Origin of the sequence: Streptomyces sp. NPDC050564, from assembly GCF_044457265.1 — a bacterium.
Lineage (GTDB): Bacteria > Actinomycetota > Actinomycetes > Streptomycetales > Streptomycetaceae > Streptomyces.
Genome location: NZ_JBITGS010000027.1, coordinates 80,989 through 105,825 on the forward strand (window position 1 = coordinate 80,989; position 24,837 = coordinate 105,825).

A 24,837-nucleotide genomic window follows, 5' to 3' on the forward strand; every position below is an offset into this window, starting at 1 on the left:
CGTGTCGTGGGGTAGGGGCCCGTGAGGCGCAGCCGGGGGCCGCCCATCCGGATTCCGGACAAGCCGTGCCCCTGACAAGCGCTGTGGGGGAGTATTCGGCTGCACGACCGACCGGCGCAAGGGCACCTTTCGGCCGTGCAGCGTTCAACTTGCTGACGCCCCACGGCAGTTGATCTCCAGCCCCCGAAAAGCCTCGGAGCCCCCACGAGCCTTCGGAAGTCCCGGCAGCCTCAGCGCAGGTGGCGCTCCCCCGCCGCGATGGCCGCGCCCAGCGTATTCCCGGGCGGCGGGAAGGGGCAGATGAAGTGGTCGGCGAATGCGCACGGCGGCAGCACGGCCCGGTTGAAGTCCACCGTCGTACGCCCCTGCGCGTCGGGCGCCGCGGGGCGCAGGAACCGGAAGCGGTAACTGCTGTCCCCGCTGGTGGCGTCGGCGAAGACGGCCCACAGCGAGCCGTCGCTCTCGACCGACACCTGGAGCGTGAGGTCCTCTTCGTCCAGGGTGAAGGCGAGGACACCGCCGAGGCCGAGGCCGCGGGAGACTCCGTCCGCGTTCTCCACACGTACGGTGCGGTCCTCGCCGTACGGCGTGAAGTGCCCGGGCACCGACCAGCGCGGATCGTACTCAGTCGCCTCGATGCCCTGGAAGGCCCCCCGCGCGGGTGCGGCGGGATCGTAGTCGCGTACGCCCCAGATCCCCTCGCGCACCAGGACGACGAACCGGTGCTCGCCGCGCCCGACGCGGGCCCCGGCCACCGGCCCGAGGTCGGCGTCGAGCACGACCTCGCCGGTGAAGGGCTCGCCGTCGACAGTGAGTCCGTCCTCGGCCGTCGCCCTCAGGACGACGGCGTCGTCCTTGGCGGCCCAGTGCCCGGGGATGTCCGGAAGTCGCCCCTCCGGATAGTCCTCGATCCAGTGCGTGCCCGTGAGCGCGAGCGGTCCGTAGGGCGCGGACACCGTCTCGGTGCGGTGCTCGTGCCAGTGCTTCCAGTCCTCGGATGCGTCCGTCGTCATGTGATCAACCCTTCCATACGGGCTGTGCCAACCCGAGGTGCGAGCGCAGCGTCGTGCCCGTGTATTGCGTGCGGAACGCGCCGCGCTCCTGGAGCAGCGGCACCACCCGGTCCACGAACTCGTCGAGTCCGCCGGGTGTCAGATGCGGTACGAGGATGAAGCCGTCGGCGGCATCCGCCTGGACGAACTCGTCCAGCTCGGCGGCGACGGCCTCCGGGGTGCCGATGAAAGACTGCCGCCCGGACGCCTCGATGACCGCCGGCCGGATGGACAGGCCCTTCTCGCGCGCAAGGGCCCTCCATTTGCCGGCGACCGCGAACGGGGCGGCGACGCGCACCCGGCCCTGCACCAGGGTCGACTCCGGGTCCGGGTCGATGTCGGTAAGCGGCCCGTCGGGATCGTACGAGGAGAGGTCGACGCCCCAGATCTGCTCCAGAGTGAGGAGCGCGTTCTGCGGAGAGATCTGCTGCCGCCTGATCTCGGCGGCCCGCTCCTGCGCCTCGGCGGCCGTGCCGCCGAGCACGAAGGTGACCCCGGGCATGATCTTCAGGTCCTCGAGCGCCCGCCCGTACCTGGCCGGCCGTCCTTTCACATCGGCATAGAACTCCCGGCCCGCCTCCAAGGTCCCATGCCGCGTGAAGATGACGTCGGCGGCGGACGCGGCGAACTCCCGTCCCTCCCCCGAGTCGCCGGCCTGAATCACGACCGGGTGCCCCTGCGGCGAGCGCGGCACGGTGAACTCGCCCGCGATGTCGAAGTGCCCGCCCCGGTGCGCGAAGGGGCGGGGCAGTCCGTCGGGCGTCCAGGAATCCCACAACTCCCATGCGGTCAGCACGATTTCGGCGGCACGCGCGTAGCGATCGGCGCGGTCGAGATAGCCGCCGCGCCGGAAGTTCTCCCCGGTGAAGGCGTCCGACGACGTCACCACGTTCCAGGCGGCCCGGCCCCGCTGAGATGGTCCAACGAGGCCATTCTGCGGGCGAGTTCGTACGGCTCGTTGAAGGTCGCGTGGACCGTGGCCGCGAGCCCCAGCCGCTCGGTGACGGCGGCGAGGGCGCTCAGTACGGTGAGGGACTCCGGGCGTCCCACGACGTCGAGATCGTGGGGGGACCCCCAGCTGCTGACGGCCGGAGAGCTGCTTCGGGTAGGCGTTCGCCTTGTCGGCGAGCCCGACCCGGTCGAGCAGCTTCCGCGCGGCCTCGACGGCGTCCTTGCGCGGCCGCATCAGGGCGAAGACCGGTGCCTCGACGAACTTGTCCAGCACGGTGAGGTGCGGGAAGAGGTCAAGTGAACCGAAGCTCTTGCGGACGGACCTGATGTCGACCATGGCCGCGGCGCCGACCGGATCGTCCTTGGTGAGTGACGCGCTCATAGTCAAGTTCCTCAGGGGTGTGGGTGGTCCGGGAAAGGCATGGGTGACCCGGGCGGGGTGTGGTTGACCTGGGCGGGACGCGTTCAGCCGGCGGCGCGACAGGACAGCGCGCGCAGGAACGCCAGCGCGGCACGCGCCGTCGCGTCGTTCTGCCGGAAGGCGGGGCCACCGGTGCGCGGCCGGGTGAACGCGCCCGAGCCCCGGGCATCGGTGTGCGGGCCGAGCGCGAAGCGCCGGGGGTGCGGGATGCCGGAGCGGTCCAGGACCCGTCCGTCGGCGGCATCCACGGCGAGCAGTCCCTCGGGGGTCGCGGCGGCCCCGTCGGCGTACAGCTCCCGCAACAGGGAGTCCCGCGTGCGCTCCACCGTGGGATGCGGCAGCCTCGCTTCGACGAGTGCGCGTGCCTCGATCGTCGCGCCGGGCACGGTGGCGCTGCCCGCCCGGAAGACCCCGCCCTCGGCGGTGACGGTCATGTCGGCGCCCACGAACTTCAGGATCCCGGCCCGCGACAGCGCGAGCATCTGACGCAGCCGCGGCCCGGGGGGCCCCGACGCCAGGTAGCTGAAGAAGCCGTGCCACCAGGAGCCGATGTCACCGAGCCGGACCAGCTGCCCGTAGACGGAGAGCAGTCCAAGAAAGACGGCCAGGTCGGGGCTGTGCGAGGGATCGTGACGTCTTCTCAGGTCCCCCTCGATGTACCCGCGCAGACCGTTCTGGAGCTCCTCGTACGAGGTGTGCCGCACCCCGTCCAGCGGGTGGTCGAGAGCGGCGAGGTCCAGCCGGTCGGCGGGGTCCGGCACGGCGGACGCGACCAGGGCCTGGATCTCGACGCCCGCTGCGGCCGCGTACTTCTCCTCGAAGTCCGTCCAGGCCATCCGGGTGCGCTCGGGGTGCGCGGCGAACAGCCGGTGGTAGTGCGCGAACCCCAGCTCCTTCTCGACCAGCGGCCAGACGTCCCGCCGGAAGTCGAAGCCTCCCCCAGGGCGCGCGAGGAGCTCGTCGACCTCGGCGGGCCCGAAGAACCGTGGCAGCGGGGGCCGTTCGCCCTCCCAGCCGTAGCCGATCTTGGAGTGGTAGGGGACGCCGCGCCGCGAGCCGACGTGCAGGATCGGCTCCCGCCCGGACGGGTGGTACGTCTGCCCGTCGTAGCGCCCGCCGCGCCCCTCCGTCAGCAGCACCATCAGGTCGACGAAGGCGAGCCCGAAGCCGCGGACGAGGACGGGTTCGCCGGGGGCGAGGGCGGACAGGTCGCTGTCGGCGGTGAAGTCCGGCGGCAGATGGACCAGCCCGTGCTCGCGCGCATACGTGGCCAACTGGCGTTGTTCGTCGTCGAGTTCGGCGTCGAGGTGGCCGAGGGACAGCACCACGAGGTCGGCGAGGAGCGGGCGCGACCAGCCCTGGAGCCACACCTGCTGGCGGCCTTCGCGGGGGCCATTGACGCGCAGGGCGCGGCGCGGATGGTGTTGGACCCGGATGCCCGGCGGCAGGGCGGCCACGGCCCGCTCGTACACCCAGCGCATGTACGCGCCCTGTCGTGGCCGGTCCGCGAAGGTGCGCCCGTCGAGGCTCGCCCACTCGTGCAGGGTGGGGCCTTCGAGCACCGGCCCGGCCATGTCCACCGTGTCGTCGGTGAACATCGTGACGTCCTGGGCCTCGGAGTTCATCCACAGCAGCGGCGACTGCTCCTCGCGCCAGATGCGTCCGGCGCCCGGCGGATAGGGGTCGACGACATGGATGTCGAAGCCTTCGAAGCCATCGGTTCCCGAATCGCCGTACAGCTCGGGCGCGTTGGCGGCGATCCTCTCCAGGAGACCGGTCCCCCGCGGCCCGGCACCCACGATCACCAGCGAGGGACGTCCTGTACTCATCGGCCGCGCTCCGAACCGCGCGCGTAGTGCTTCTCGACGTAGTACTGGCCGACGCTGAGCACCGAGGTGATGATGACGTACCAGAGCGTGGCCACCATCAGCAGCGGCATGACCTGGTAGGTGCGGTGGTAGACGAGCTGCACGGAGTAGAGCAGGTCCTGGACGGCGATGACGCTGACGATGGAGGTGCCCTTGAGGGTGCCGATCAGCATGTTCCCGGCCGCCGGCACGATGGAGCGCATCGCCTGCGGCAGCACGATCTTCCACCAGCGGCGCCACCGGCTCAGGCCCAGCGCCTGCGCGGCCTCGATCTGTCCGCGGTCGACGGAGAGGATGCCACCGCGCACCACCTCGGCGGCGTACGCGGCCTCGTGCAGGGTGAGGCCGACGACGGCGACGGTGACCGGGCCGAGCAGATTCACCGTCTTCACGCCGAGGATCTGCGGGTAGAGCGCCCCGATGTTGAACCAGAACAGCAGCTGTACCAGGATCGGCATCGACCGGAACAGCCAGACGTATCCCCAGCTCACCGCCCGTAGCACGGGGTTGGCGGACAGCCGGAAGGCGGCGAGCAGAGTGCCGAGCGCGAAGCCGAGGGCCATCACGACCGCGGTCAGCCAGAGGGTGAGCCAGAGGCCGCGCAGGACGGAGGCCGAGGTGAAGTAGTCGCCGACGACGCCCCACTGGAACGCGTCATTGCGCACTACGGAGTTGAGGCCGAGCCCGAGCAGGGCCAGGACGACGGCGGCGGCGGTCCACTGGCCGAGACGGCGCTGCGGGACGATGCGCAGGGGCGCCGCTTCTTCCGGGTCTTTCGGTGCGGCCGCGGCGGCCTTGGTAAGGGTGTCGGAGGACATGCGAAGGCTCCGTGATGCGTCGGGATCGAACGCGGCTGATGCCTTCACACGGAGCGCCACGAGGCGCGTACGGCCGAGCCCCTCAGCAGGACCGTCCACCGAGAGTACGGGGACGTTTCCCCTCACTGTCAAGGCTGTCCGTACTGTGAGCGTTACGTCTCAGTGCAGTTGACGCGGAAACGGATGCCTGTTCCACTTGGGCCCATGAATCGGCAGCAGTGGCTGGTCACGCGCTCCCACATCGACTTCGGTCGAGTGTGGTCCTCGTCCTGTTGAGCTGACCCCCTGCGCGCCCGCTTCCGACGGGCGCCTTCGCGTTCTCTCCCTTCGCCTTCACACGCGCACCCCTCCCCTCGCGCTTCCTCATCTCCCCTTCTGCTTCCAGGAGACCGCACACCATGCGTACGCCCACGCGTGCCCGCAATCGATATTTTGTACCCTTTGCCCTGATCACATCGGCGACTCTGCTTCTCGCCGGGTGCGGCTCCGGCTCGGACGACTCCGCCGACGGCACCGCCCAAGCCGCGGCCGAAGCGGACAAGATCCCCACCGCTGACGTCGTCTCCGCCGTCGAGAAGAACGAGGCCGCCGCCGAGCTGCTGCCCTCCGGAGTGCGCAACCTCACCCTCGCGGTCAGCGTCGGCGGTACGCCGCCAGGCACCACGTACCTGGCCGACGGCAAGACCCTGACCGGCCAGGACGTCGACTTCGCGCACGCCGTCGCCAAAGTGCTCGGCATCGAACTCACCACGGAACAGGCCTCGTTCGAGGCGATCCTGCCGGCTCTCGACAGCGGCAAGTACGACGTCGGGGCCAGCAACTTCGGTGTGACCGACGAGCGCCGCAAGGTGATCGACTTCGTCACATACATCAATGACGGCCAGGGCTTCGCCACCCGCGCGGACAGCAAGCTCACGAAGGTCACCGACCTCAGGCAGCTGTGCGGCCTGAACGTCGCGACCGCCGCGGGGACGACCTTCGAGGCGACGCTGGAGGAGAACAAGAAGCTCTGCTCCGACTCCGGCAAGAAGGCGTACAAGGTGCAGACCTACAGCGAGCAGGGCGCGATCTGGTCCTCGCTGCAACAGGGCCGCAGCGACATCGTGATGAGCACCATCAACGGTCTGCGCTACGCCGTCGCCCACCAGCAGGGCGTCAAGTTCCTCAACGAGTTCCACCGCCTCGATGTCGGCTTCGCCTTCAAGAAGGGCACGAAGCTGGCGCCCGCCTTCCAGGCCGCCGTGAACGAGCTCATCGCCGACGGGACCTACGAGAAGATCCTGAAGAAGTGGGGCACGACGGGTTCGGCGATCGAGAAGTCCCAGATCTCCCCGCCGGAGCTGAAGAACTGAGGCGTACGGTGCCTTCCCCGCGCCCTGTGCGGGAGCGTCCCCTCAGGGGCGCGGGGCCGCGGCATCATGCGCCTCCGCCGCGTGGGCGCGACCAGCCGCTCCGGCCTCGCCGCTTACGCGATACTCACAATCCGCAGTCGCAGCACGAGCAGCACTCACAGCATTCGCAGCACTCGCAGGCCTCGCAGCAGCCGCAGTCACAGTCACAGTTGCTCAGACACCCCTCGCGCTTCCTGCGCGACCAGGGGCCCTCGTACTCGTCGGCACAGCACACCTTGCAGGTGCAGCACAGCCCGATCGCGGCCGCGCACCCGGCCCAGAAGCCGCGCTTGCCGGGTCCCGGCGGCTGGAGGGAGGGCCCGCCGCCGAAGGGGTTGCCGCCGCCGACATACGGATTCTGCTGGGGCGGGGGACCGAAGGAAGCGTCGGGCCCGAACGAGCCCTCCGGCGCGTGCCCGCACCCCGACGTCCCGAACGCCCGGTCCACCGACCGCCCCAGCTCGTGGACGAGCAGCACATGCACCAGCTTGCTGTCGGTGCTGTGCTTTCCCGGGGAGACCCCGGACCCCCAGGCCACCTCGCGCAGCGCGAGCCGTATCCCGTGCAGGGCATCATCGGCGAGCCGGCGCGCCTCGGCCGACGACGTCCCCGTCGCCGTCAACGGGTTCCACGCCCCCGACGCGGCGTCAGTTTCCCTGTCCTCCACGGCATCCAGGAGATGCGCGAGCCGTCCGAAGAGCCGTCCGGCCTCGGCGAGCGGCTCGGCGTTGCCGGGGCGCCCGGCCAGCACGGCGGTGTGCGCGAAGGCCGCGGCGGTGGCGGTCTCGGTCGGTTCGGTGACGGTCAGCAGCGGCGTACCGAGCCCGGCCAGCGCCTCGATGCCGATCTGCCGGTCCACGGCGTCGACGAGTACGGCGGTGTCGAAGCCGACGTCGGAGCCGGTCCGCGCGCCGGCCTTGCCCCAGCTCGCGGCGACCCGGCGTGCGGCGAGCGCCACCGGCTTGCGGGCCAAGAGACCGTCGCCGTCGGCGACATGGTCACGCACCTTCGCCGAGGCGAGCACCAGCGAGACGGCGGCGGCGAGCCGGGCGCCCTCGCCCTGCGCGACGGACGCGGTGCGCATGCCCCGCAGCGGACAGGGCCCGGCGGTTCGTCGCCATCCCGTCGTGCGCTCGGCCTGAGCCTCCGTCAAAACCGATATCAGCAGCCCGTCGTAGTTGGTGACGACCCTGGCGAACTGGCCGTGGTCCCCGCGCAGCGCGAGGCACAGCCCGCACAAGTGCGCCATCCATTGGGTCTTGAGTCCTTCACCGAGGCGGTGGCTGCAGGGCCTCACGATTCCGAACACGACACTCCCCCGTGACACGTACGACGTTGAGCTGCGGCATCGTATCGACCACCCCGTTCACCCGTACGCACCGACCGTCACCCGAACGCCGTGGGAAATCATATTTCACTCTCAGTCAGCAGCCGTACACAGCAGGACCCTTGGGACACGCGGGCTCTCGACGGATTCGCTGTGCACCAGTACCGTCACGAAACCCCCGCGCGGCGTCTATCCACTTGGCGCGACATCCGCATCATGGACGACCATGGGGATGCGGAAGGCAATAAAGACCGCTGTGAGAGGAGGCGTCCATGGGATCGGTGCGCAAGGCGAGTGCCTGGCTTGGCCTCGTCGACGACAACGATGACGAGCGTTACTACGACGACGACTACGCCGAGGGTCAGGAATCCGGCGATGCCTGGGTCACCGACCCGCGGGTAAAGGTCGCGTCCGAGACTGCGGAGGAGAAGGGCCGCCGGATCGGCACGGTCACCCCGGACAGCTTCCGGGACGCGCGCGGCATCGGCGAGCTCTTCCGGGACGGTGTCCCGGTCATCATCAACCTCACGTCCATGGAGCCCGCCGACGCCAAGCGCGTGGTGGACTTCGCGGCCGGCCTGACCTTCGGTCTGCACGGCACGATCGAGCGGGTCGCCACCCGTGTCTTCCTGCTGACGCCTGCCAACACGGAGATCGTCAACGGCGAGGCCGCGGGCCGTCAGACGGACGGTTTCTTCAACCAGAGCTGAGGCAGGGCCGCTCACCGGCCCTGCCCGCTCGGGGTCCCCCACGGGGCCTTTACCGGAAGGCATCGAGTCCGGTGAGCGCCTTGCCCAGCACGAGTTGATGCATTTCCACGGTGCCTTCGTAGGTGAGCACCGACTCCAGGTTCGTGGCGTGCCGCATCACGGGGTATTCGAGCGAGATGCCGTTGGCGCCGAGAATCGTCCGCGCGGTACGGCAGATCTCGATGGCCTCGCGTACGTTGTTGAGCTTGCCGAAGCTGACCTGTTCGGGACGGAGCCGTCCCGCGTCCATCCGCCGCCCCAGGTGATGGGCGAGCAGAATCCCCTTGTGCAGCTCGACCGCCATGTCGGCGAGCTTGGCCTGGGTGAGCTGGAAGCCGCCGATGGGCCGTCCGAACTGCTCGCGCGTCTTCGCGTACTCCACGGCGGCCTCGAAGCTGGCCCGCGCAGCGCCCATCGCCCCCCACACGATCCCGTACCGCGCGTGCGAGAGGCAGCTGAGCGGCCCCTTCAGCCCGGTCACGTCCGGCAGCACGGCGTCTGCGGGCAGCCGTACGTCGTCGAGGATCAGCTCGCTGGTGACGCTGGCCCGCAAGGACCACTTGTGCTTGATCTCGGGAGCGGAGAAGCCGGGCACATCCGTGGGCACGACGAACCCGCGGATCCCGTCGTCGGTCTGCGCCCAGACGACGGCGACCCCGGCGACGGACCCGTTCGTGATCCACATCTTCCGCCCGTTGAGGACCCAGTCCCCGCCGTCGCGCTTGGCGTAGGTCCGCATGGCGCCCGGGTCGGACCCGTGGTCGGGCTCGGTGAGCCCGAAGCAGCCGATGACCTCGCCGGATGCCATGTCCGGCAGCCACCGCTGCTTCTGCTCCTCACTGCCGAACCGGTGAATGGCGTACATGGCAAGGGAACCCTGCACGGACACGAGCGACCGGATCCCGGAATCGGCGGCCTCGAGCTCCAGACAGGCAAGCCCGTACTGGACGGCACTGGCCCCCGCGCAGCCATACCCCTGGAGCGACATCCCGAGCGCCCCGATCCCGCCCAGCTCCCGGGCCAGTTCCCGGATCCCGGGCAGCTCCCCCTTCTCGTACCACTCGGCGACGTGGGGCAGCACCCGGTCCGCCGCCCATGTCCGCACGGTGTCCCGGATCGCCAGATCCTCGGCGTCCAGGAGATCGTCGATACCGAGGGGGTCGGCGGGGTCGAAGGGGGGCAGCTTGGGGGACGCGGACATGGCACAAGCCTCCGGCACGCTAAAACTAGCACCGCTAGTTACGGTTTCGATCCGACGTTACGACGCAGTGTCCCGCAAGTCCAGAGCCCACGAACCCGCAGCCGCCAACGGCGCACGGCGCCCCACGGGAGACCAGCACTTCTCGACAGAGCGAAACGAGCTGTGCGCGGGCGCGAGAACTACGCGGACACGCGGGACTCGGCAACTTCCCTGGGCGCAGGGATCGCCGAGCCCGCCGCGGGCGCCCCGCATTCCATGACCCGCGGCAACCGCAGCGCCATCACGGCCCCCAGCAGCAACAACCCCGCGCTGACCAGCAGCGTCACATGCAGCCCGTGCACAAAGGAGTCCCGAGCGGCATGCCTCAGGGCCGCTCCGGGAGATCCCCCGAGCCGCCCGGCCACCTCGTACGCCTCCCCGAGCGAGTGCCCCGCGGCACGGGAATCGGCCGCCGGAACCCCGGGAACCGACGACAGCCCGGGCGCGTACGCCGCGTTCATCACGCTCCCCAGGAGCGCTATGCCGATCCCGGCACCCAGCTGGTACGAGGTCTCGCCTATCGCGGCGGCCCCACCCGCCTGCTCCGGCGGCGCCTCGCTGAGCATCGACTCGTACGCCCCGAAGAGCGTCGTCTCCAGCCCGAATCCCAGCAGCACGAACCCGAAGAGCAGCAGCCCCGTGTTGTCGTCCCCGCCCATCGCCGTGAGCGTCACCACCGCGGCCGCGGTGAGACAGAACCCGAAGCAGACCATCGCCCGCGGGCCGAACCGCCGCAGCATCTTCGCCCCGGCGAGCCCCGATGCCATCGCGGCGACGGTGAGCGGCAGCAGCCGCAGCCCGGTCTCCAGCGGCGACAGCCCGAGCACGAGCTGCAGATACTGCGCGGCGATCAGCTCGAGCCCGACCAGGGCGAGCATGGCCAGCACGATGCATCCCACCGACGTACTGAACGCGGGCCGCGAGAACATCCGCAGATCGACCAGCGGCTGCGCTCGTCGCCGCTGCCGCCGTACGAACCCGGCCATCAGCGCACCGCCCACGAGCAGCGGCACCAGCGTGAACGGACTGAAGGGCGCCTCACCGCCACCGAGCCGCTTCACTCCGAGGACGATCCCGAAGAGCCCGGCGGCGGCCATCAGCGCCCCGACCACATCCCAGGGACCGTTCCGGTCACCCCTCGACTCGGGCAGCAGGAGCCGCCCGATCGGCAGGCTGACCAGCATCAGGGGGATGTTGACCAGGAAGACCGATCCCCACCAGAAGTGCTCCAGGAGGAAGCCGCCCAGCAGCGGCCCCACCGCCGCACCCACCGCGGCGACCGCGCTCCAGATGCCGATCGCGAGCGCCCGCTCCCGCCGGTCGGGAAAGACCTGGCGCAGGATCGACAGTGTCGCGGGCATGATCATCGCGCCGCCGACGCCGAGCAGGGCGCGCGCGCCGATGAGGACCTGGGCGTTGTCGGCGAGGGCCGCGATCCCGGAGGCGACGCCGAAGAGCCCGTACCCGAGGAGGAGGATACGTCGGCGACCGACGCGGTCACCGAGCGTGCCGAAGAGGATGAGGAGCGAGGCGCAGACGAGCGGGTAGACGTCGACGATCCAGAGCAGTTCTATCGCGCCGGGCCTGAGGTCCTCGGTGACGGCGGGCACCGCGACGTGCAGCACGGTGGCGTCGAGGGCGACCAGCAGGAGGCTGACGCAGAGGACGACGAGAACGACCCAGCGGTTGGCACCGGCCCCGGCCTCCCGACGGCATCGCGCAGCGGCCGTGGTCGTCCCGGACATGTACGTACCTCCAGAGGTTCCCTCGCGTTCGGCGGTCCGCAGGGTGGGGACTCCCTGGGGCTGCGGCCTGGGGAGCGGAATCCCGGCCCACGCAACAAAGGCGAGTGAGCGGCCAGACTACGCGAGTTCCCGTCAATGACGCGTGGCGGACCTCTCACGTTCTTCCCGCAGAGCGTGTGGCGTGCGCCACGCTCCCCTTGGTGCACCACGCCCCGCGGGGCCTGCCGGTTCCGGGCGACATCGATAATCGAGCCCGTGACCGATCTTGAGACGCCTGTCGCGACACCGCCCCGCACGGGCCCCCTGCGCCGGGCCGCGCCGGCCCTTCTGGGGTACGTGGGCGTCCGCGCCCTGGGCCTCATCGCCCTCGCCCTGTGGAGCGCGGCGAACGGCAAGAGCGCCCACACGCTGCTGACGGCGCGCTGGGACTCGCTCTGGTACACCCGGGTCGCCGACCTCGGCTATGGCTACGAGGTCCGCCTCCCGAACGGCGACGTGCACTCGAACCTCGCGTTCTTCCCGCTGCTGCCGTGGCTGGAGCGGCTCGTCTCGGCGATCACACCGTTGTCGTACGCGGACGCGGGCCTGCTGGTCGCCACGTCGGCCTCGCTCGCCGCGGCCTGGGGGATCTTCGCGGTCGCGGACCACCTCCACGGGCCCCGGGTCGGCGTCTGCGCCGTACTCGTGTGGGCGGTGCTGCCGGTCGGCATCGTGCAGTCGATGGCGTACAGCGAGTCCCTCTTCACGGCGCTCGCCGCCTGGTCGCTCTATGCGGTGCTGACCGGCCGCTGGCTGACGGCCGGCCTGCTCGCCTCGCTCGCCGGGCTGACCCGCCCGGTGGGCATCGCGGTGGTCGCGGCCCTGTGGGCGGCGGCGATTACCTCATTCGCGGGAGAACATGCACGGGATCGGAGCGCGGCGCGGACGGACGGCGCACGAGTGTGGCCGCGCGCCCTCGGAATGCTCCTCGCGCCCCTCGGCGCCGCCGGCTATGTGCTGTGGGTCGGCCACCGCACCGGAAAGGGCCCGCTCGGCTATCTCGACGTCCAGGCCGGCTGGCGGAACGGCTTCGACGGCGGTTACGCCTTCGCCCGCTTCGTCGGCGACAAGTTCACGTCGTTTCCGTCGGCCCTGGCCGGTGTCGGGCTGATCGTCGGGGTCGCGCTGATCGTCTGGCTGTACGTGACGTGCGTACGTCAGGGGCAGCCGCTGTCACTCCTCGTGTACGCGGGCGTCGTCACCGCGCTCGCCCTGTGCGCATCGAGCTACTTCGGCTCGAAACCACGCCTCCTGCTGCCCGCCTTCCCCCTTCTCCTGCCCCTCGCACTGGCGCTGGCCCGACTACGTACGTCCAGGTCAGCACTGATTCTCGGCGGTGTGGCGGTGGCTTCGGCGGTCTACGGAGCCTTCTGGCTGAACGGCTCCGGGCCGCCATGATCCACTCCCCGGGATCCGGCAAGCGGACGGTGAGCTGCCGGAGAATTCCACGCCAGGATTCGGTGAACGAATATATAAGCGCCTTAAAACCGAAGGCCGTGCGAGATCAATGGAATTGAAGGATCCGGACGCCGATCATTAGGGATTCATTGGAAATAAACATGGTTCTGAGAGGAATCCCACATCACATCGTCATCACAAAGCGAGTGATTCGGCCTGGACCACAGCTCACTCGCTGTAGCGTCGATTGAGTGCGTACCGAACGAAACCTCACCCGTCTGGACCGGGTCTTCGCCCGGCTGGACCGTGAGCCGGAACGACCGGCCCACATCGATGTGCCGAAGATGAGCCGGCACAGGGTTGTGCTCTTCGGAGCCACCCTGGCCTTCTACGTGGCCATTGTGTGGGCCGTGGCGATCACGTCATGGCTGGTCCGGTTCGACTGGCAGGTCATGTTCTTCCGGCCCTATCAGCAGTGGCCGGAGATCCACGCGTTCCTCGACTACTACGTGGTGCTCGGCCAGCGCGGCCCCACCGCCGTGATGGTCGCCGCCTGGCTGGGCTGGCGCTCCTGGCGGCAGCACACCCTGCGCCCGCTGCTCACGCTGGGCGCCTCGCTGCTGCTGCTCAACATCACGGTGGGCGCCGCCAAGCTCGGCATGGGCCGCCTCGGCCCGCACTACGCCATCACTATCGGCTCGAACGAGATGGGGCTCGGCGGCGATATATTCCCTTCGGGCCACACCGCGAACGCCGTCGTGACCTGGGGAATCCTGGCCTATCTGGCCTCGACCCCGAGGGCCAGGCGCTGGCTGTCCGCCCTCTCCGCCGTGACCTCGCTGGGCGTCGGCCTCACCACCGTGTACCTCGGTACGCACTGGCTGAGCGATGTGCTCCTGGGCTGGGCCGCGGGTCTGCTGATCCTGCTGGCGCTGCCGTGGGTCGAGCCACTGATCGCCCGCGCCGAAGCCGGGATCTTCTCGCTGCGCGACTCCTGGCGCGCCCGTCGCGGCCGCACCGCGCCTGCTCCGGCCGCCTCGCCGGTCGCCGCGTCCGTCATGGTTCCGCAGCCCGCCGCCGCGGACGGGGAGGTACCGGCCCGCGAGACGGTCGGCGCCGCGCGCGCTCCCCGGGCGCCCGTCTACCTGGCCCCCGGACCGCACACGGCCCGCTCGGAACGCACCCCGGTCACGCCGGTCGGCAGCCGCCGTCCGCCGCACCCGGACCGTGTCGCACGCGGGACCACGACCGCCTCGGCCCGTCCCCTGACCGGCGGCTGAGGGCGACACGGCGAAGGGGACAACAAAGACAGCGGGGCCGGTACGCACAGCCTCTCCCCGCACCGCGAAGGCCCCCGACTCCTGACGAGTCGGGGGCCTTCGCACATTCCGTGAGATGCCGTCAGCCCTTCCAGCAGCGGGTCACCCTGCCGTCGCTGACCTCGAAGTTCAGCCGACCGAAGCGGTACTCCATGGTGATGATCGCGCCGGGCGGCAGCGCACGCACCGAGGACCAGCCGTGCTCCCGGGCACGACGCTCGGCGCTGTTCGCCTCCAGCCCGACATAGCTATCCGGGCTGTCCTGCGGCTCTGCGGGAGGGGTGGGAATGGGTGCCATGACCGCCACGTTAGGCCGCGTGCCTCGGCCGGGGAAGCCCGAACCCGCCACCGGGCGTCACCCATCCCCCTCCGGTCACGCTTCTGTCACAGGATCACGACACTCGTTTCGGCCGAACTCCGTCACACGTACGAGGGCTTCCCCACGTGTTCCGCACGCCTTCGAACGTAATTCGGAGCTACCGTGACGCAGTCCCGAATAGCCCAATGCAATGTGCGAATCCGGCGGCGCGGCCAATCCTTTTCCATCCGATTCCGGGGCACGCCACAGATGCTGACGCCGCATAGGAAATACACGGTTCCAGCACACAACCCCCGCACGCCCCCTGTCGCGGCACGGGGCGGCGCGAGCATCATGGCGTGAGCTTCAGCAGGCCCAGAACGCGCGACGGCGAAGGGGCGAGCGATGGGGACGGACACCGCGCAGGCGACCGCGCGACGCGTACGGACCGATCGGCCGGGGCGACTGGTCGTCGACTGGCTGACGACCACCGATCACAAGAAGATCGGCCACCTCTACCTGATCACGTCGTTCGTCTTCTTCCTGATCGGCGGCCTGATGGCGCTGGTGATGCGCGCCGAACTCGCCCGGCCCGGCCTGCAGATCGTGGACAACAACCAGTTCAACCAGCTGTTCACCATGCACGGCACGATCATGCTGCTGCTCTTCGCGACGCCGACGTTCGCGGGGTTCGCCAACGAGATCATGCCGCTGCAGATCGGCTCCCCGGACGTCGCCTTCCCGCGGCTGAACATGCTGTCGTACTGGTTCTTCCTCTTCGGCGGTCTGATCGTGCTGGGCTCGCTGCTGGTGCCCGACGGACCGGCCGCCTTCGGCTGGTTCGCCTACGCCCCGCTCAACAGCCTGGAGCGCTCGCCCGGCATCGGCGCCGACATGTGGATCATGGGCCTCGCGCTGGCGGGCTTCGGGACGATCCTCGGCGCGGTGAACTTCATTACGACCATCATCGGAATGCGCGCGCCCGGCATGACGATGTTCCGGCTGCCGATCTTCACCTGGAACACCCTCTTCACCTCGATCCTGATCCTCTTCGCGTTCCCGGTGCTCGCGGCGGCGCTGCTGGTCCTGGAGGCGGACCGGAGGTTCGGCTCGGTGGTGTTCGACGCGGCCAACGGCGGCGCGCTGCTGTGGCAGCACCTGTTCTGGTTCTTCGGCCATCCCGAGGTCTACATCATCGCGCTGCCGTTCTTCGGGATCATCACGGAGATCCTGCCGGTCTTCAGCCGGAAACCGATCTTCGGCTATCTGACGCTGGTCGCCGCGACCATGGCGATCACCGGTCTCTCGATCGTCGTATGGGCGCACCACATGTTCGCGACCGGCGCGGTGTTGCTGCCGTACTTCTCCTTCATGTCGTTCCTGATCGCCGTGCCGACGGGCGTGAAGTTCTTCAACTGGTCCGGCACGATGCTCAAGGGGTCCCTGTCCTTCGAGACGCCCATGCTGTGGGCGACGGGCTTCCTGGTGTCATTCCTGTTCGGCGGCCTGACGGGCGTCATCCTGGCCTCGCCGCCGCTCGACTTCCACGTCACCGACTCGTACTTCGTGGTCGCTCACTTCCACTACGTCGTCTTCGGCACGGTCGTCTTCGCGACGTTCGGCGGCTTCTACTTCTGGTGGCCCAAGTTCACCGGCAAGATGCTCGACGAACGGCTCGGCAAGATCCATTTCTGGACGCTGTTCGTCGGTTTCCACACGACGTTCCTGGTCCAGCACTGGCTGGGTGCAGAGGGCATGCCGCGCCGGTACGCGGACTATCTGGCCGCCGACGGCTTCACGGCGCTCAACACCATCTCCACGATCGGCGCCTTCCTGCTGGGCATCTCGACGCTGCCGTTCCTCTACAACATCTGGAAGACCACCAAGTACGCCGCGAAGGTCGAGGTCGACGACCCCTGGGGCTTCGGGCGCTCCCTGGAGTGGGCGACCTCGTGTCCGCCGCCCCGGCACAACTTCGTCACGCTGCCCCGGGTCCGCTCCGAGTCCCCCGCGTTCGACCTGCATCATCCCGAGTACGCGGCGATTGAGCCGAAGCCCGGTCCAGAGCCCGAGACAGCCGGTCCCGGGACGTCCTGATCGCCTCGGTGAGTTCGGCTGGCTCGATGATCTCGAACTCGAAGCCCATCAGCATCACGTGAATGACCATCACGTCGAGGCTCGCCGCTCCGGTGCGCAGTACGCAGCTGTCCGTGCCGTCGGCCTCCAGGGTCCCGGCGGAGGGCGAGATCCGCTCGGCCGCCTCCTCCAGCGGCACGAGCAGCCTGATGACGGCGTGCGAGGCGTACGCGTGCGTGGAGACGCCCTTGGAGACGTAGGCCGCCAGGTCCTCGGCCGGTGGCGTACGGGGCGCACAGCGCGGTCCGTACGGTGGCTTGGGCGTGATGCGGTCGGCCCGGAACGTACGCCAGTCGTCGCGGTCGACGTCCCAGGCGACCAGGTACCAGCGGCGCTCGGTGCACACCAGGCGGTGTGGTTCGACGGTACGGCGCGTGACGGCACCGCCGTGGTTGCGGTACTCGAAGCGCAGCCGCTCCGAGTCGCGGCACAGATGGGCCAGCAAGGTGAGAACGGCGGGGTCGACGGCCGACGGCTGCGGGCCACGCAGCATCGGCACGGTGAACGCGTTCAGGGCGCCCACGCGGCGGCGCAGCCGGTTCGGCAGCACCTGTTCGAGCTTGGCGAGGGCGCGTACCGAGGTCTCGCCGATGCCCTCGATGCCCTGTCCGGCCGCCGTGCGCAGTCCGATCGCCACGGCCACCGCCTCGTCGTCGTCCAGGAGCAGTGGCGGCAGCTCGGCGCCCGCGCCGAGCTGGTAGCCGCCGCCCGTGCCGGGACTGGCGTTGACGGGATAGCCCAGCTCGCGCAGCCGGTCCACATCGCGGCGGACGGTCCTGGGCGTGACGCCGAGGCGGTCCGCCAGGTCGGCCCCGGACCATTCGCGGTGGGCCTGCAGCAGCGAGAGCAGGCGCAGGAGTCGTGCCGATGTCTCCAACATGGTTCCGAGTCTGCCAGCCCTTGCGGACAGTAACTGTCCGCAAGGGTTCCCACCGTAGGAGCCATGACAGACAACGCGGACACCACGGTGCACCCCTTCCGGATCGAGATCCCCCCAGGCACAGTTGGACGACCTGCACACGACGGCACGCTGCGGTGACTGTGGGCGGGGGCTCGCCCCTGAAAGGGGCGCGGGGAACTGCGCGACAAGCCCCCACCGACCCGCGGCCAAGTGACAGCCGAGGGGGTCTGGGGGCGCAGCCCCCAGGTACGGGAACGGGCAGGGGCGGCGTGGGTGAGAAGACTCAAGGCCGATACGACAGTTGCGGCACGTCGAAGCACGTGGTGTTCATGTCCCCTTGTGAGACCCAGCCCTTGTCGTCCTCCCAGCGAGCCACGGACAGACACGTCCTGCGGGTCTTCGGCGGCTCGGTAAACCGTTGGTAGCTGACAGGGAGCAGCAGCCCACCGGCGGTGTAGGGGACGCCCCGGTTCATGAAGTCGTCGACACAATCGCGCGTGACCCCCGTGCGCGCACAGGACTTCGCCGCGTCGGTGAACCACTTCGCGGCGGCCCACCCCTCCAACTGCCACTGGGAGTGAGTGCTCAGCCCCTTGGTCCCGTCCCGGAACTCCCGTACGGCCGGATCCCCCGTGTCCTCATAGTTGCGACTGGACCCGGTAGCCCACAGGGCGTTGCGGCACCGCGGCGAGTCCTTGTAGTCCTCGGGAACGGTCGACGTCCAGTTCTGCACATTGGTGACCTTGGCGATGACCTTGGCCCCGACGTCGTCCATCGCCTTGCACAGCTGCGCGTTCCCACGCGTGTCGACGGCGTCGAAGACGAGATCGGCGCCCTGCTCCTTCACATCGGCCGCGGCGGCACGGAAGTTGGGCAGCGCGAAGTCGACCTGTTCGGTGACCACCTTGTAGCCCTCGGCCTTCAGCTCCTGCGTGACGAGCCGGGCGTACGCGGCGGACGCGGACTGGTTGTAGGAGACGACCGCGGCGGTGCGGGCGCCCTGCGCGCGCTTGAAGTAGCGGTACACCTCGGTGCCGCCGTACAGCTTCCCGTCCCAGCCGGCCCTGCCGCTGCGCGGAGCGAGACTGCCGTAGATGCCGTACAGGTGCGGATACGTGTCGTACGCCGGGCCGATGGGCTGGCCTCCGATGTCGGGCACGCGCGCGTGGGACACACGAGAGGCACCCGCGTAGTCGAGGGCGGTGGTGGCGACGAGGGCGACGACCTTGTCCTCGTCGACGAGTTTGTGCACGCATTCGTTGTTGCCGACACCGCTGCCGCCGTCGTCGCACAGGCGCACCTCGACCGGGCGGCCCCCGATCCCGCCGCGTGAGTTGAGGCGTTCGAAGTACGCCTTCGCCCCGTCCCGCGGCCCGGTGAAGGCCGAGCCGCCGACCGGGCTCGTGGCGCTCGTGACGATGCCGACGCGGATCGGAGCGGTCCCTCCTTGCTGCGGCGGTGTGGAGCGGTTCTCGAAGTCGCTCTCGGGGAGGCGGCTGCCACAGGCCGTGCCGAGGAGGAACAGCAGGACCAGGGCAGCGCACTCAGCAGCCGGGGCCCGGCGACTCATTGCCGCTCAGCTGGACCAGCGCGCAGAGCGTCTTGACGGAGACCTTCCAGGTGCCGTCCTGCTCGACGGCCGTCCCGGAGGCGCCCGGCAGCGCGGTCGCGCCCTTCAGAGTCAGCGAGTACGTCACGTTCGCGTCGGTCGGCGAGGTGAACTCGACCTTCTCGACCTTCGCCTGCACTTCCTGGCCGCGCTTGTCGCCGTTGAAGCTCTGCAGGACCTTGGTCATCCGGTCGCCGTTCTCCAGGACGGCCTGCTTGTCCTTCTGCGCGACGGCGGGGTCGAAGAACTTCTCCCAGTTCTGCTTGATCTCCTGTTCGGCGGCCGCCGGATCGGACGGGGCCGTGGGGCTGGGCCGGGCGCTGGTGGACTGCTGCACGGAGGGGGTCGGTGGGGCGCTGCTCCCGCCACCGCTCTCGTCGCTGCACGCCGTGAGGGTCGCGGCGAGGACGAGAACCGCCACCGCTGCCGCGCCCCGGCCGTTCCCCCGCCTGAGGTCGCTCCCGAGAACCATCTGGCTCACCACCGGGTATCGGTCCGGGCCATGTGCGCCCGGAGCTTTCAGGGTCAGCTTCCAGAAGGCATAGTGCAAGCCATTGGCTGGCATGGACAGACATACGACGTCTGGGAGCCCGGATGCGGACAGCTCGACTGCGGACCGTGCACCCCGTCCTGTGGGCCGGATGGGCCGCGCTCGCCACCGGAGCGGTGCTGTGCGTCATCGGCTGGTACGGCATCTCGGGCGAGCGGTACGCGGAGCGGCAACTGCCCTACCTCGCCTCGTGCACGGTGCCGGGCGCGGCGCTGATCATCGCGGGTGCGGTGCTGCTCACGCACGGCAGGAACGCGCTGGCCGCGGCGCGCGTCGAGGAGTTGTACGGGCTGCTCGTGGCCGCCGAGCCCGCCGGCGTGGCCGAGTCCGGGCAGACTGCGGCCGCGCCGCTCGCCGTGAGCGGCGAGCTGCTGATGGTGCCGGGCGGCACGTTGTGGCACCGCGCGGACTGTCCGCTGGTCGCCGGGAAGCCGGAGGCCGTGCCGGTGGACTCGCGGGTGCTGGCGAGCGGGGAGTTGGGGCCGTGCCCGATCTGTGAGCCGTCCGCCGCAGATCCGGGTGACTGATGGCGTCGCTGACGTACGACCTCACGCTCGCCGGTCTCTCGGTCGGCAGTGCCGCCGCGCTCACCGGGATCGGCCTGATCGTCACCCATCGGGCGACCGGCGTGCTCAACTTCGCGCACGGCGCGATCGCGATGGTGTGCGCGTATCTGCTGCGCCAGTTCACGGTCGAGTGGGGCTGGCCCCTCGCGCTCGGTGCCGCCGTGACCCTCGTCGTCGTGGCCCCGGCCATCGGCACGGCCCTGGAACGCTTCGTCTTCCGTCCGTTGTCGGTGCTGGGCAGCGACCCGGCGCAGACGCTCGTCGCGTCCATCGGCGTCTTCGTCCTGCTGGTCGGCGGGGCCGCCCTGGTGTGGGGCACCGGAGCGCGCGCGGACGCGCCGACGCTGGTGTCGGCGGATCCCTGGGGGCAGTTGGCGGTGGCCGTCGCGCTGGCCGTGGGTGTCGGCGCGTTGACGCGCTGGACCCGGTTCGGCACGGAACTGCGTGCCGTCGTCGACGACCGCTCGCTCGCCGTGCTCGGCGGCATCGACGCGGACCGGGTCGCCGCGGCGGGCTGGGCCTTCGGCTCGTTCACGGCAGGACTGACCGGCGTGCTCCTCGCACCTTACGTGCGCCTCGACCCGTACGGCATGCCGCTGCTCGTCATGGAGGTGATGGCCGTGGCGGTGGCTGCCCGGATGCGCAGCCTGCCGGTCGCCGTCGTGGTGGCCCTCGGCATCGGGGTGGCCCAGAGCCAGCTGACGCGCCTGCACCCCTCGGGCTGGGCCGAACCACTGCTCCAGACGGTCGGCGCGAACCTGTTCGTGGTCGCACTGCTGATCGCGGCGCTCGTCCTGCCCGGCATCGGCACCCGCGACGCGCTCCCGCGTTCGGCGACGGCCCGCGTGGCGACGCCGCCGGGCGCGTGGATCGTGGCGGTCGTCCTCTTTCTGCTGCCCCTCGGTTTCGCCGGCTCCGACCTGCATACGTCGGTGCAGGTCCCGGCGTTGGGCGTGGTGCTTCTGTCGCTGGTCGTCGTGACGGGCCGGGGCGGCCAGATCTCCCTCGGGCAGGCCGCGTACGCCGGTCTGGGCGCCCTCTTCACGGCGCTGCTGGCGGCGGGCCGTTTCCCCGGCCTGCCGCGCCTGCCCGAACTCGCCGCGCTGGCGGTAGCCGTGATCCTGGTCGCTCCGCTCGGAGTCCTGACCGGCTGGCCGGCCATCGGCCGCCACGGTCTTGCCCTCGCGCTGGCCACCTTCGCGGTCGGCGTGGGCGTCAGCCGATTCGTCTTCGCCCAGCCGTACGCCACGTCGGGACTGTCCCTCGACCGTCCGGCCGGCTTCGACGGCGACCGCGCCTACTACGTGCTCGAACTGGCCCTGCTGGCCGCCGCGTTGCTGGCCGCGAACGCCCTGCGCAGAGGCCGTACGGGCCGGGCCCTGGCCGCGATGCGCGACCACGAGTCCGGCGCCTCGGCGGCGGGCGTACGGGTCCCGACCCTGAAACTGACCGCGTTCGTCGCGGGGGCCGCCCTGGCCGCGCTCGGCGGCGGCATGCTCGGGATGGGCCTGCGCGCCTTCGACGCCACGGCGTACGACCCCGTACGCGGGCTGCTCTGGTTCGCGGCGGTCGTCGTCCTCGGCGCCGACAGCGTCCTGGGCGCCCTGGCTGCCGCGGCCCTCCTGGTGGGGCTCGACGCGGGGGCCCGCGGCGGCGTGGCGGCCGCCCTGATCGGCGTACTGGCCGTCCTCGTCGGCCGCTTCCCCGGAGGCCCCTACGAAGCGCTGCGCACGGCGGCCTCCCGACTGCGACTGCGCCGCCGGGCGACGCTGACACCCTTGGGGGCACGGGTCGGGCGCCGACTGCGGCCGGTGGAGCCGAGGGGAGCCGGGGCGCTTGTGCCCACGGAGGCGCCCTCGTTGGCGTACGCGGGGAGGAGCGCATCGGGAGCATCGGGACGGCTCCCCGGAGCATCCGAACCACCCGCGTCCGGTCCGGACGTGCCCGGCCGGCCAAGCGGCCCGGCACCGCGGCCGACCGCGCGGCGCACCCCGAAAACACCCGCACCGCGAAGCGTCCGACACGCGCCGACCGAGCCCGCCCGCCCGAGCGACACGCCGCTGGAGCCCGCCGCCCCTGGGCCCGGCACGACCGGATGGCCCGGCATCGGCCGGACGAAGCGGGACACCGAGCGGCCGGACAGCAGGGCACAGCCACTGAGCGGGACTCCCGCCCGGGAGCCGGAGGAGCCCACGGACCACCCGGACGACGCCACACCACCCAGCGGCGTAGAGCTGGACAGTCCCCCGCAACCACCGGCCAGCATCCCGGCACCACGCGGCGACACGCCCCGCCAAGGACCCCACGCACCGCCGGACGGCCCCCGGACGACGCCCGGTCCGACACGTTCACCCGAGGCCGCCGCACCACGGCCGGGCCGCACGGGACCGGCTCCGGCCTCGCGCCCCGCGGTGGGCGGCCCCCGCCGTTCACGCCCTCTTGCCGGACCCATCCCCCTGTCCCTGACCGCCCGTCGGATCCATGTCGCCTACGGCGGCTTCACCGCCCTCGACGGAGTCTCGCTCGACATCGGGCCGGGACGCGTCACCGCGGTCGTGGGACCCAACGGCGCCGGAAAGAGCACCCTCTTCCATTGTCTCGCCGGGACGCTGCGCCCCTCGGGCGGGCAGGTTCTGCTCGGGGGGCGGGACATCACCCGGACGGCCGCGCACGCCCGCACCCGGCTGGGAGTGGCGCGGACCTTTCAGCAACTGGCGGTTTTCCCCTCGTTGACCGTGGCCGAAAATGTCCGCGTGGGTGCCGAACAAGGTCGGATCGCCGATCCGGGGGCGGTGGAGCGCTCGTTGCGGCTGCTCGGGCTCGACGGACCGGTGCGGGCGCTGCCCGCGGCGGGGCTGCCGACCGGCACGCTCCGGCGTGTCGAGCTGGCGCGGGCGCTCGCCGGGAGTCCGCGCGTGCTGCTGCTCGACGAACCCGCGGCCGGACTCGACACCGGCGAAGTGACCGCGTTGGCCCGCGTGCTGCGAGCCCTCGCCGCGGACGGCATGGCCCTGCTCGTCGTCGAGCACGACCTCGACCTGGTCACCGACCTGGCGCATACGGTCCATGTCATGGCGGCGGGCCGGATCGTCACCTCCGGCCCCGCCGACCGCGTACTGGAGACGAGGGCCGACGGATGAGCATCGCCCTGCGCCACGCGCGCGTGCGCTACGGCCCCCTGGAGGCCCTGCACGGCGTGACCCTCGTCGCGCCGGGTCCCGGCCTCACCGTGCTGCTGGGCCGCAACGGCTCCGGACGTACGACGGTGCTGCGCGCCCTCGCGGGAACCGTGCCGCTGTCCGACGGCGCCGTCGTCTGGGACGGCGCCGCCGTGACGCGCATGCCCGCCTACGAACGCGCCCGGCGCGGACTGTGCCTCGTCCCGGAGCGCGGGGCCGTCTTCCGCTCGCTCACCGTCCGTCAGAACCTGGAGCTGGCCGCGGGCGACCACACCGCCGCCCTCGACGCCTACCCGCAGTTGGAGCCTCTCCTTCCCCGCCGCGCCGGCACCCTCTCCGGCGGCGAGCAGCGGATGCTCGCCCTCTCCCGCGCCCTGGTGGCACGCGCGCGCGTGGTGCTCGTCGACGAACCCGCGCAGGGCATGTCGCCGTCGGTCGCGGCTCGGACGTACGAACTGCTGAGCGACCTCGACGCGTGCGTGGTGGTCGCCGAACAGCGGCTGCCGCCCGGCCTGCGCGAGCGGGCGGGGCGGACGACGTACGTCCATGAACTGCGCCGCGGCTCGGTCGTGTTCAGCGGAGAGGCGGCCGAGGTCGCCCGGGGGACGTGGGGTGCTTCGGAGCGAGGGGCGGACCGAACAGGGCGCGGTCCGCGTGCCGGGCACCCCCCGACCCCTTCGGGATGACGAGCAACGTGCCCACGCTCAGCCGACCCGGATTGCTGCCGACCATCTTCTTGTTGGCCTTGTACAGCGCCTTCCAGCCGCCCTTGACCCGATACTTGCGGGCAATGGACGAGAGCGTGTCGCCGCGCTTCACCACATGCATACGGCCCTTGAGTTTGTATTTCTTGGCACAGACGGGCCAGGCCTCCCACCCCTGGGCGGCGAGCACCTTCTCGGCGACCTTGATCTGCTCCGCGCGCGTGGCGAGATCCGCCCGCGGGGCGTACCCGAGCCCCCCGAACGCCTTCCAGGTCGACTGCCAGAACTGCAGCCCTCCGTAGAAGTCGTTCCCGGTGTTCGCGTCCCAGCGACCGCTGCTCTCGCACTCCGCGATGCAGGCCCAGGGCCACTGGTCCTTCACGCAGTCGTACCGCACTCGTAGCGAAATGGGCCCGGGAAGCGGGGGCGGCGGCGCGGCGGACGCCCCCGAGGGAGGGACGAGAACGGCCAGGACGGCTGCGACCACGGCCGCGTACCGAACGCGCCTGGTCGACAGGGTCGGCACGATCCGGGTAGTCGGCATCAGGAACATCCGGCCACGCTAAGCAGCGCGCC

The 24,837-nt window shown here is 70.7% G+C and carries 19 protein-coding genes and 1 pseudogene; 8 read left to right on the forward strand and 12 right to left on the reverse strand.

Translation table 11 applies throughout. The annotated features are described in order from the left end of the window. Positions 1-230: 230 nt before the first annotated feature. The 4 genes and pseudogenes from ACIBK0_RS35185 to ACIBK0_RS35200 all read right to left on the reverse strand — a co-directional run bounded on the left by ACIBK0_RS35185 (position 231) and on the right by ACIBK0_RS35200 (position 5,110). Positions 231-1,013: a DUF1684 domain-containing protein gene (locus tag ACIBK0_RS35185; RefSeq protein WP_399088789.1), complete on the reverse strand. Its 783-nt coding sequence runs from the start codon at positions 1,011-1,013 to the stop codon at positions 231-233. 4 nt (positions 1,014-1,017) lie between these two features. Continuing rightward, a pseudogene (locus ACIBK0_RS35190) lies at positions 1,018-2,126 on the reverse strand (NtaA/DmoA family FMN-dependent monooxygenase); the annotation flags it as partial. A gap of 342 nt (positions 2,127-2,468) precedes the next feature. Further along, positions 2,469-4,253, reverse strand: coding sequence for an FAD/NAD(P)-binding protein (locus ACIBK0_RS35195; protein WP_399088791.1), 1,785 nt, complete (start codon positions 4,251-4,253; stop codon positions 2,469-2,471). After that, complete coding sequence (locus tag ACIBK0_RS35200; RefSeq protein WP_399088793.1) at positions 4,250-5,110, reverse strand: amino acid ABC transporter permease; 861 nt, start codon at positions 5,108-5,110, stop codon at positions 4,250-4,252. The genes ACIBK0_RS35195 and ACIBK0_RS35200 overlap by 4 nt, the downstream gene beginning before the upstream one ends. Positions 5,111-5,508: 398 nt before the next feature. On the opposite strand from ACIBK0_RS35200, the gene ACIBK0_RS35205 reads away from it, so the two are divergent. Next, positions 5,509-6,462: an ABC transporter substrate-binding protein gene (locus ACIBK0_RS35205; RefSeq protein ID WP_399088795.1), complete on the forward strand. Its 954-nt coding sequence runs from the start codon at positions 5,509-5,511 to the stop codon at positions 6,460-6,462. 124 nt (positions 6,463-6,586) lie between these two features. Here ACIBK0_RS35205 and ACIBK0_RS35210 read toward each other — a convergent pair whose 3' ends face one another. Further along, positions 6,587-7,810 (reverse strand): DUF5685 family protein, encoded by a 1,224-nt coding sequence (locus tag ACIBK0_RS35210; protein ID WP_399088797.1) that lies wholly within the window; start codon positions 7,808-7,810, stop codon positions 6,587-6,589. 290 nt (positions 7,811-8,100) lie between these two features. Between ACIBK0_RS35210 and ACIBK0_RS35215 the strand changes: the two genes are divergently transcribed. Beyond that, entirely contained in the window at positions 8,101-8,538 is a 438-nt protein-coding gene (locus ACIBK0_RS35215) for a cell division protein SepF (RefSeq protein WP_399088799.1), read from the forward strand. Positions 8,539-8,587: 49 nt separating this feature from the next. Here the strand turns inward: ACIBK0_RS35215 and ACIBK0_RS35220 are convergent, their stop codons facing one another. Together ACIBK0_RS35220 and ACIBK0_RS35225 are read right to left on the reverse strand one after the other, a co-directional pair. After that, positions 8,588-9,778 (reverse strand): acyl-CoA dehydrogenase family protein, encoded by a 1,191-nt coding sequence (locus ACIBK0_RS35220; protein ID WP_399088801.1) that lies wholly within the window; start codon positions 9,776-9,778, stop codon positions 8,588-8,590. A 179-nt stretch (positions 9,779-9,957) separates the two neighbouring features. After that, positions 9,958-11,562 carry an MFS transporter gene (locus ACIBK0_RS35225; protein WP_399088803.1) on the reverse strand — a complete coding sequence of 535 codons (1,605 nt, stop codon included), beginning with the start codon at positions 11,560-11,562 and terminating at the stop codon, positions 9,958-9,960. Between the two features lie 255 nt (positions 11,563-11,817). Between ACIBK0_RS35225 and ACIBK0_RS35230 the strand changes: the two genes are divergently transcribed. Both ACIBK0_RS35230 and ACIBK0_RS35235 read left to right on the forward strand, forming a co-directional pair. After that, positions 11,818-12,999 carry a mannosyltransferase family protein gene (locus tag ACIBK0_RS35230; protein ID WP_399088805.1) on the forward strand — a complete coding sequence of 394 codons (1,182 nt, stop codon included), beginning with the start codon at positions 11,818-11,820 and terminating at the stop codon, positions 12,997-12,999. A gap of 251 nt (positions 13,000-13,250) precedes the next feature. Beyond that, positions 13,251-14,279, forward strand: a complete 1,029-nt coding sequence (locus ACIBK0_RS35235; RefSeq protein WP_399088807.1) for a phosphatase PAP2 family protein — start codon at positions 13,251-13,253, stop codon at positions 14,277-14,279. 121 nt (positions 14,280-14,400) lie between these two features. Here the strand turns inward: ACIBK0_RS35235 and ACIBK0_RS35240 are convergent, their stop codons facing one another. Beyond that, positions 14,401-14,616: an I78 family peptidase inhibitor gene (locus ACIBK0_RS35240; protein WP_399088809.1), complete on the reverse strand. Its 216-nt coding sequence runs from the start codon at positions 14,614-14,616 to the stop codon at positions 14,401-14,403. A 405-nt stretch (positions 14,617-15,021) separates the two neighbouring features. Between ACIBK0_RS35240 and ctaD the strand changes: the two genes are divergently transcribed. Then, the gene (gene ctaD, locus ACIBK0_RS35245; RefSeq protein ID WP_399088811.1) at positions 15,022-16,713 is read left to right on the forward strand and encodes a cytochrome c oxidase subunit I; all 1,692 of its coding nucleotides are present in this window, start codon (positions 15,022-15,024) and stop codon (positions 16,711-16,713) included. Here ctaD and ACIBK0_RS35250 read toward each other — a convergent pair. From ACIBK0_RS35250 to ACIBK0_RS35260, 3 genes are all read right to left on the reverse strand, one after another. Continuing rightward, positions 16,595-17,632, reverse strand: coding sequence for a helix-turn-helix transcriptional regulator (locus tag ACIBK0_RS35250; RefSeq protein WP_399088813.1), 1,038 nt, complete (start codon positions 17,630-17,632; stop codon positions 16,595-16,597). The genes ctaD and ACIBK0_RS35250 overlap by 119 nt on opposite strands. A gap of 304 nt (positions 17,633-17,936) precedes the next feature. Continuing rightward, positions 17,937-19,223 (reverse strand): ABC transporter substrate-binding protein, encoded by a 1,287-nt coding sequence (locus tag ACIBK0_RS35255; protein ID WP_399088815.1) that lies wholly within the window; start codon positions 19,221-19,223, stop codon positions 17,937-17,939. Beyond that, a complete protein-coding gene (locus ACIBK0_RS35260; RefSeq protein WP_399088817.1) occupies positions 19,198-19,734 on the reverse strand; it encodes a hypothetical protein in 537 nt (178 codons plus the stop codon). Before ACIBK0_RS35260 ends, ACIBK0_RS35255 begins: the two co-directional genes overlap by 26 nt. A 122-nt stretch (positions 19,735-19,856) precedes the next feature. On the opposite strand from ACIBK0_RS35260, the gene ACIBK0_RS35265 reads away from it, so the two are divergent. Genes ACIBK0_RS35265 through ACIBK0_RS35275 form a run of 3 tightly spaced genes read left to right on the forward strand, consistent with a single transcriptional unit; the run spans position 19,857 to position 24,243 of the window. Further along, positions 19,857-20,339 carry a hypothetical protein gene (locus tag ACIBK0_RS35265; RefSeq protein ID WP_399088819.1) on the forward strand — a complete coding sequence of 161 codons (483 nt, stop codon included), beginning with the start codon at positions 19,857-19,859 and terminating at the stop codon, positions 20,337-20,339. Continuing rightward, positions 20,339-23,518, forward strand: coding sequence for an ATP-binding cassette domain-containing protein (locus tag ACIBK0_RS35270; RefSeq protein ID WP_399088821.1), 3,180 nt, complete (start codon positions 20,339-20,341; stop codon positions 23,516-23,518). Before ACIBK0_RS35265 ends, ACIBK0_RS35270 begins: the two co-directional genes overlap by 1 nt. Then, positions 23,515-24,243 carry an ATP-binding cassette domain-containing protein gene (locus ACIBK0_RS35275; RefSeq protein ID WP_399088823.1) on the forward strand — a complete coding sequence of 243 codons (729 nt, stop codon included), beginning with the start codon at positions 23,515-23,517 and terminating at the stop codon, positions 24,241-24,243. The genes ACIBK0_RS35270 and ACIBK0_RS35275 overlap by 4 nt, the downstream gene beginning before the upstream one ends. Here the strand turns inward: ACIBK0_RS35275 and ACIBK0_RS35280 are convergent. Beyond that, positions 24,131-24,814, reverse strand: coding sequence for a transglycosylase family protein (locus ACIBK0_RS35280; RefSeq protein WP_399088825.1), 684 nt, complete (start codon positions 24,812-24,814; stop codon positions 24,131-24,133). The genes ACIBK0_RS35275 and ACIBK0_RS35280 overlap by 113 nt on opposite strands. Between the last annotated feature and the right edge of the window lie 23 nt (positions 24,815-24,837).

Excerpts from the sequence above, each read along its gene's own strand:
- ACIBK0_RS35185 (WP_399088789.1), bottom strand. The coding sequence starts at position 1,013 with ATGACGACGGACGCATCCGAGGACTGGAAGCACTGGCACGAGCACCGC.
- ACIBK0_RS35195 (WP_399088791.1), bottom strand. The coding sequence starts at position 4,253 with ATGAGTACAGGACGTCCCTCGCTGGTGATCGTGGGTGCCGGGCCGCGG.
- ACIBK0_RS35200 (WP_399088793.1), bottom strand. The coding sequence starts at position 5,110 with ATGTCCTCCGACACCCTTACCAAGGCCGCCGCGGCCGCACCGAAAGAC.
- ACIBK0_RS35205 (WP_399088795.1), top strand. The coding sequence starts at position 5,509 with ATGCGTACGCCCACGCGTGCCCGCAATCGATATTTTGTACCCTTTGCC.
- ACIBK0_RS35215 (WP_399088799.1), top strand. The coding sequence starts at position 8,101 with ATGGGATCGGTGCGCAAGGCGAGTGCCTGGCTTGGCCTCGTCGACGAC.
- ACIBK0_RS35220 (WP_399088801.1), bottom strand. The coding sequence starts at position 9,778 with ATGTCCGCGTCCCCCAAGCTGCCCCCCTTCGACCCCGCCGACCCCCTC.
- ACIBK0_RS35225 (WP_399088803.1), bottom strand. The coding sequence starts at position 11,562 with ATGTCCGGGACGACCACGGCCGCTGCGCGATGCCGTCGGGAGGCCGGG.
- ACIBK0_RS35240 (WP_399088809.1), bottom strand. The coding sequence starts at position 14,616 with ATGGCACCCATTCCCACCCCTCCCGCAGAGCCGCAGGACAGCCCGGAT.
- ctaD (WP_399088811.1), top strand. The coding sequence starts at position 15,022 with ATGGGGACGGACACCGCGCAGGCGACCGCGCGACGCGTACGGACCGAT.
- ACIBK0_RS35250 (WP_399088813.1), bottom strand. The coding sequence starts at position 17,632 with ATGTTGGAGACATCGGCACGACTCCTGCGCCTGCTCTCGCTGCTGCAG.
- ACIBK0_RS35255 (WP_399088815.1), bottom strand. The coding sequence starts at position 19,223 with ATGAGTCGCCGGGCCCCGGCTGCTGAGTGCGCTGCCCTGGTCCTGCTG.
- ACIBK0_RS35260 (WP_399088817.1), bottom strand. The coding sequence starts at position 19,734 with ATGGTTCTCGGGAGCGACCTCAGGCGGGGGAACGGCCGGGGCGCGGCA.
- ACIBK0_RS35265 (WP_399088819.1), top strand. The coding sequence starts at position 19,857 with ATGCGGACAGCTCGACTGCGGACCGTGCACCCCGTCCTGTGGGCCGGA.
- ACIBK0_RS35270 (WP_399088821.1), top strand. The coding sequence starts at position 20,339 with ATGGCGTCGCTGACGTACGACCTCACGCTCGCCGGTCTCTCGGTCGGC.
- ACIBK0_RS35275 (WP_399088823.1), top strand. The coding sequence starts at position 23,515 with ATGAGCATCGCCCTGCGCCACGCGCGCGTGCGCTACGGCCCCCTGGAG.
- ACIBK0_RS35280 (WP_399088825.1), bottom strand. The coding sequence starts at position 24,814 with ATGTTCCTGATGCCGACTACCCGGATCGTGCCGACCCTGTCGACCAGG.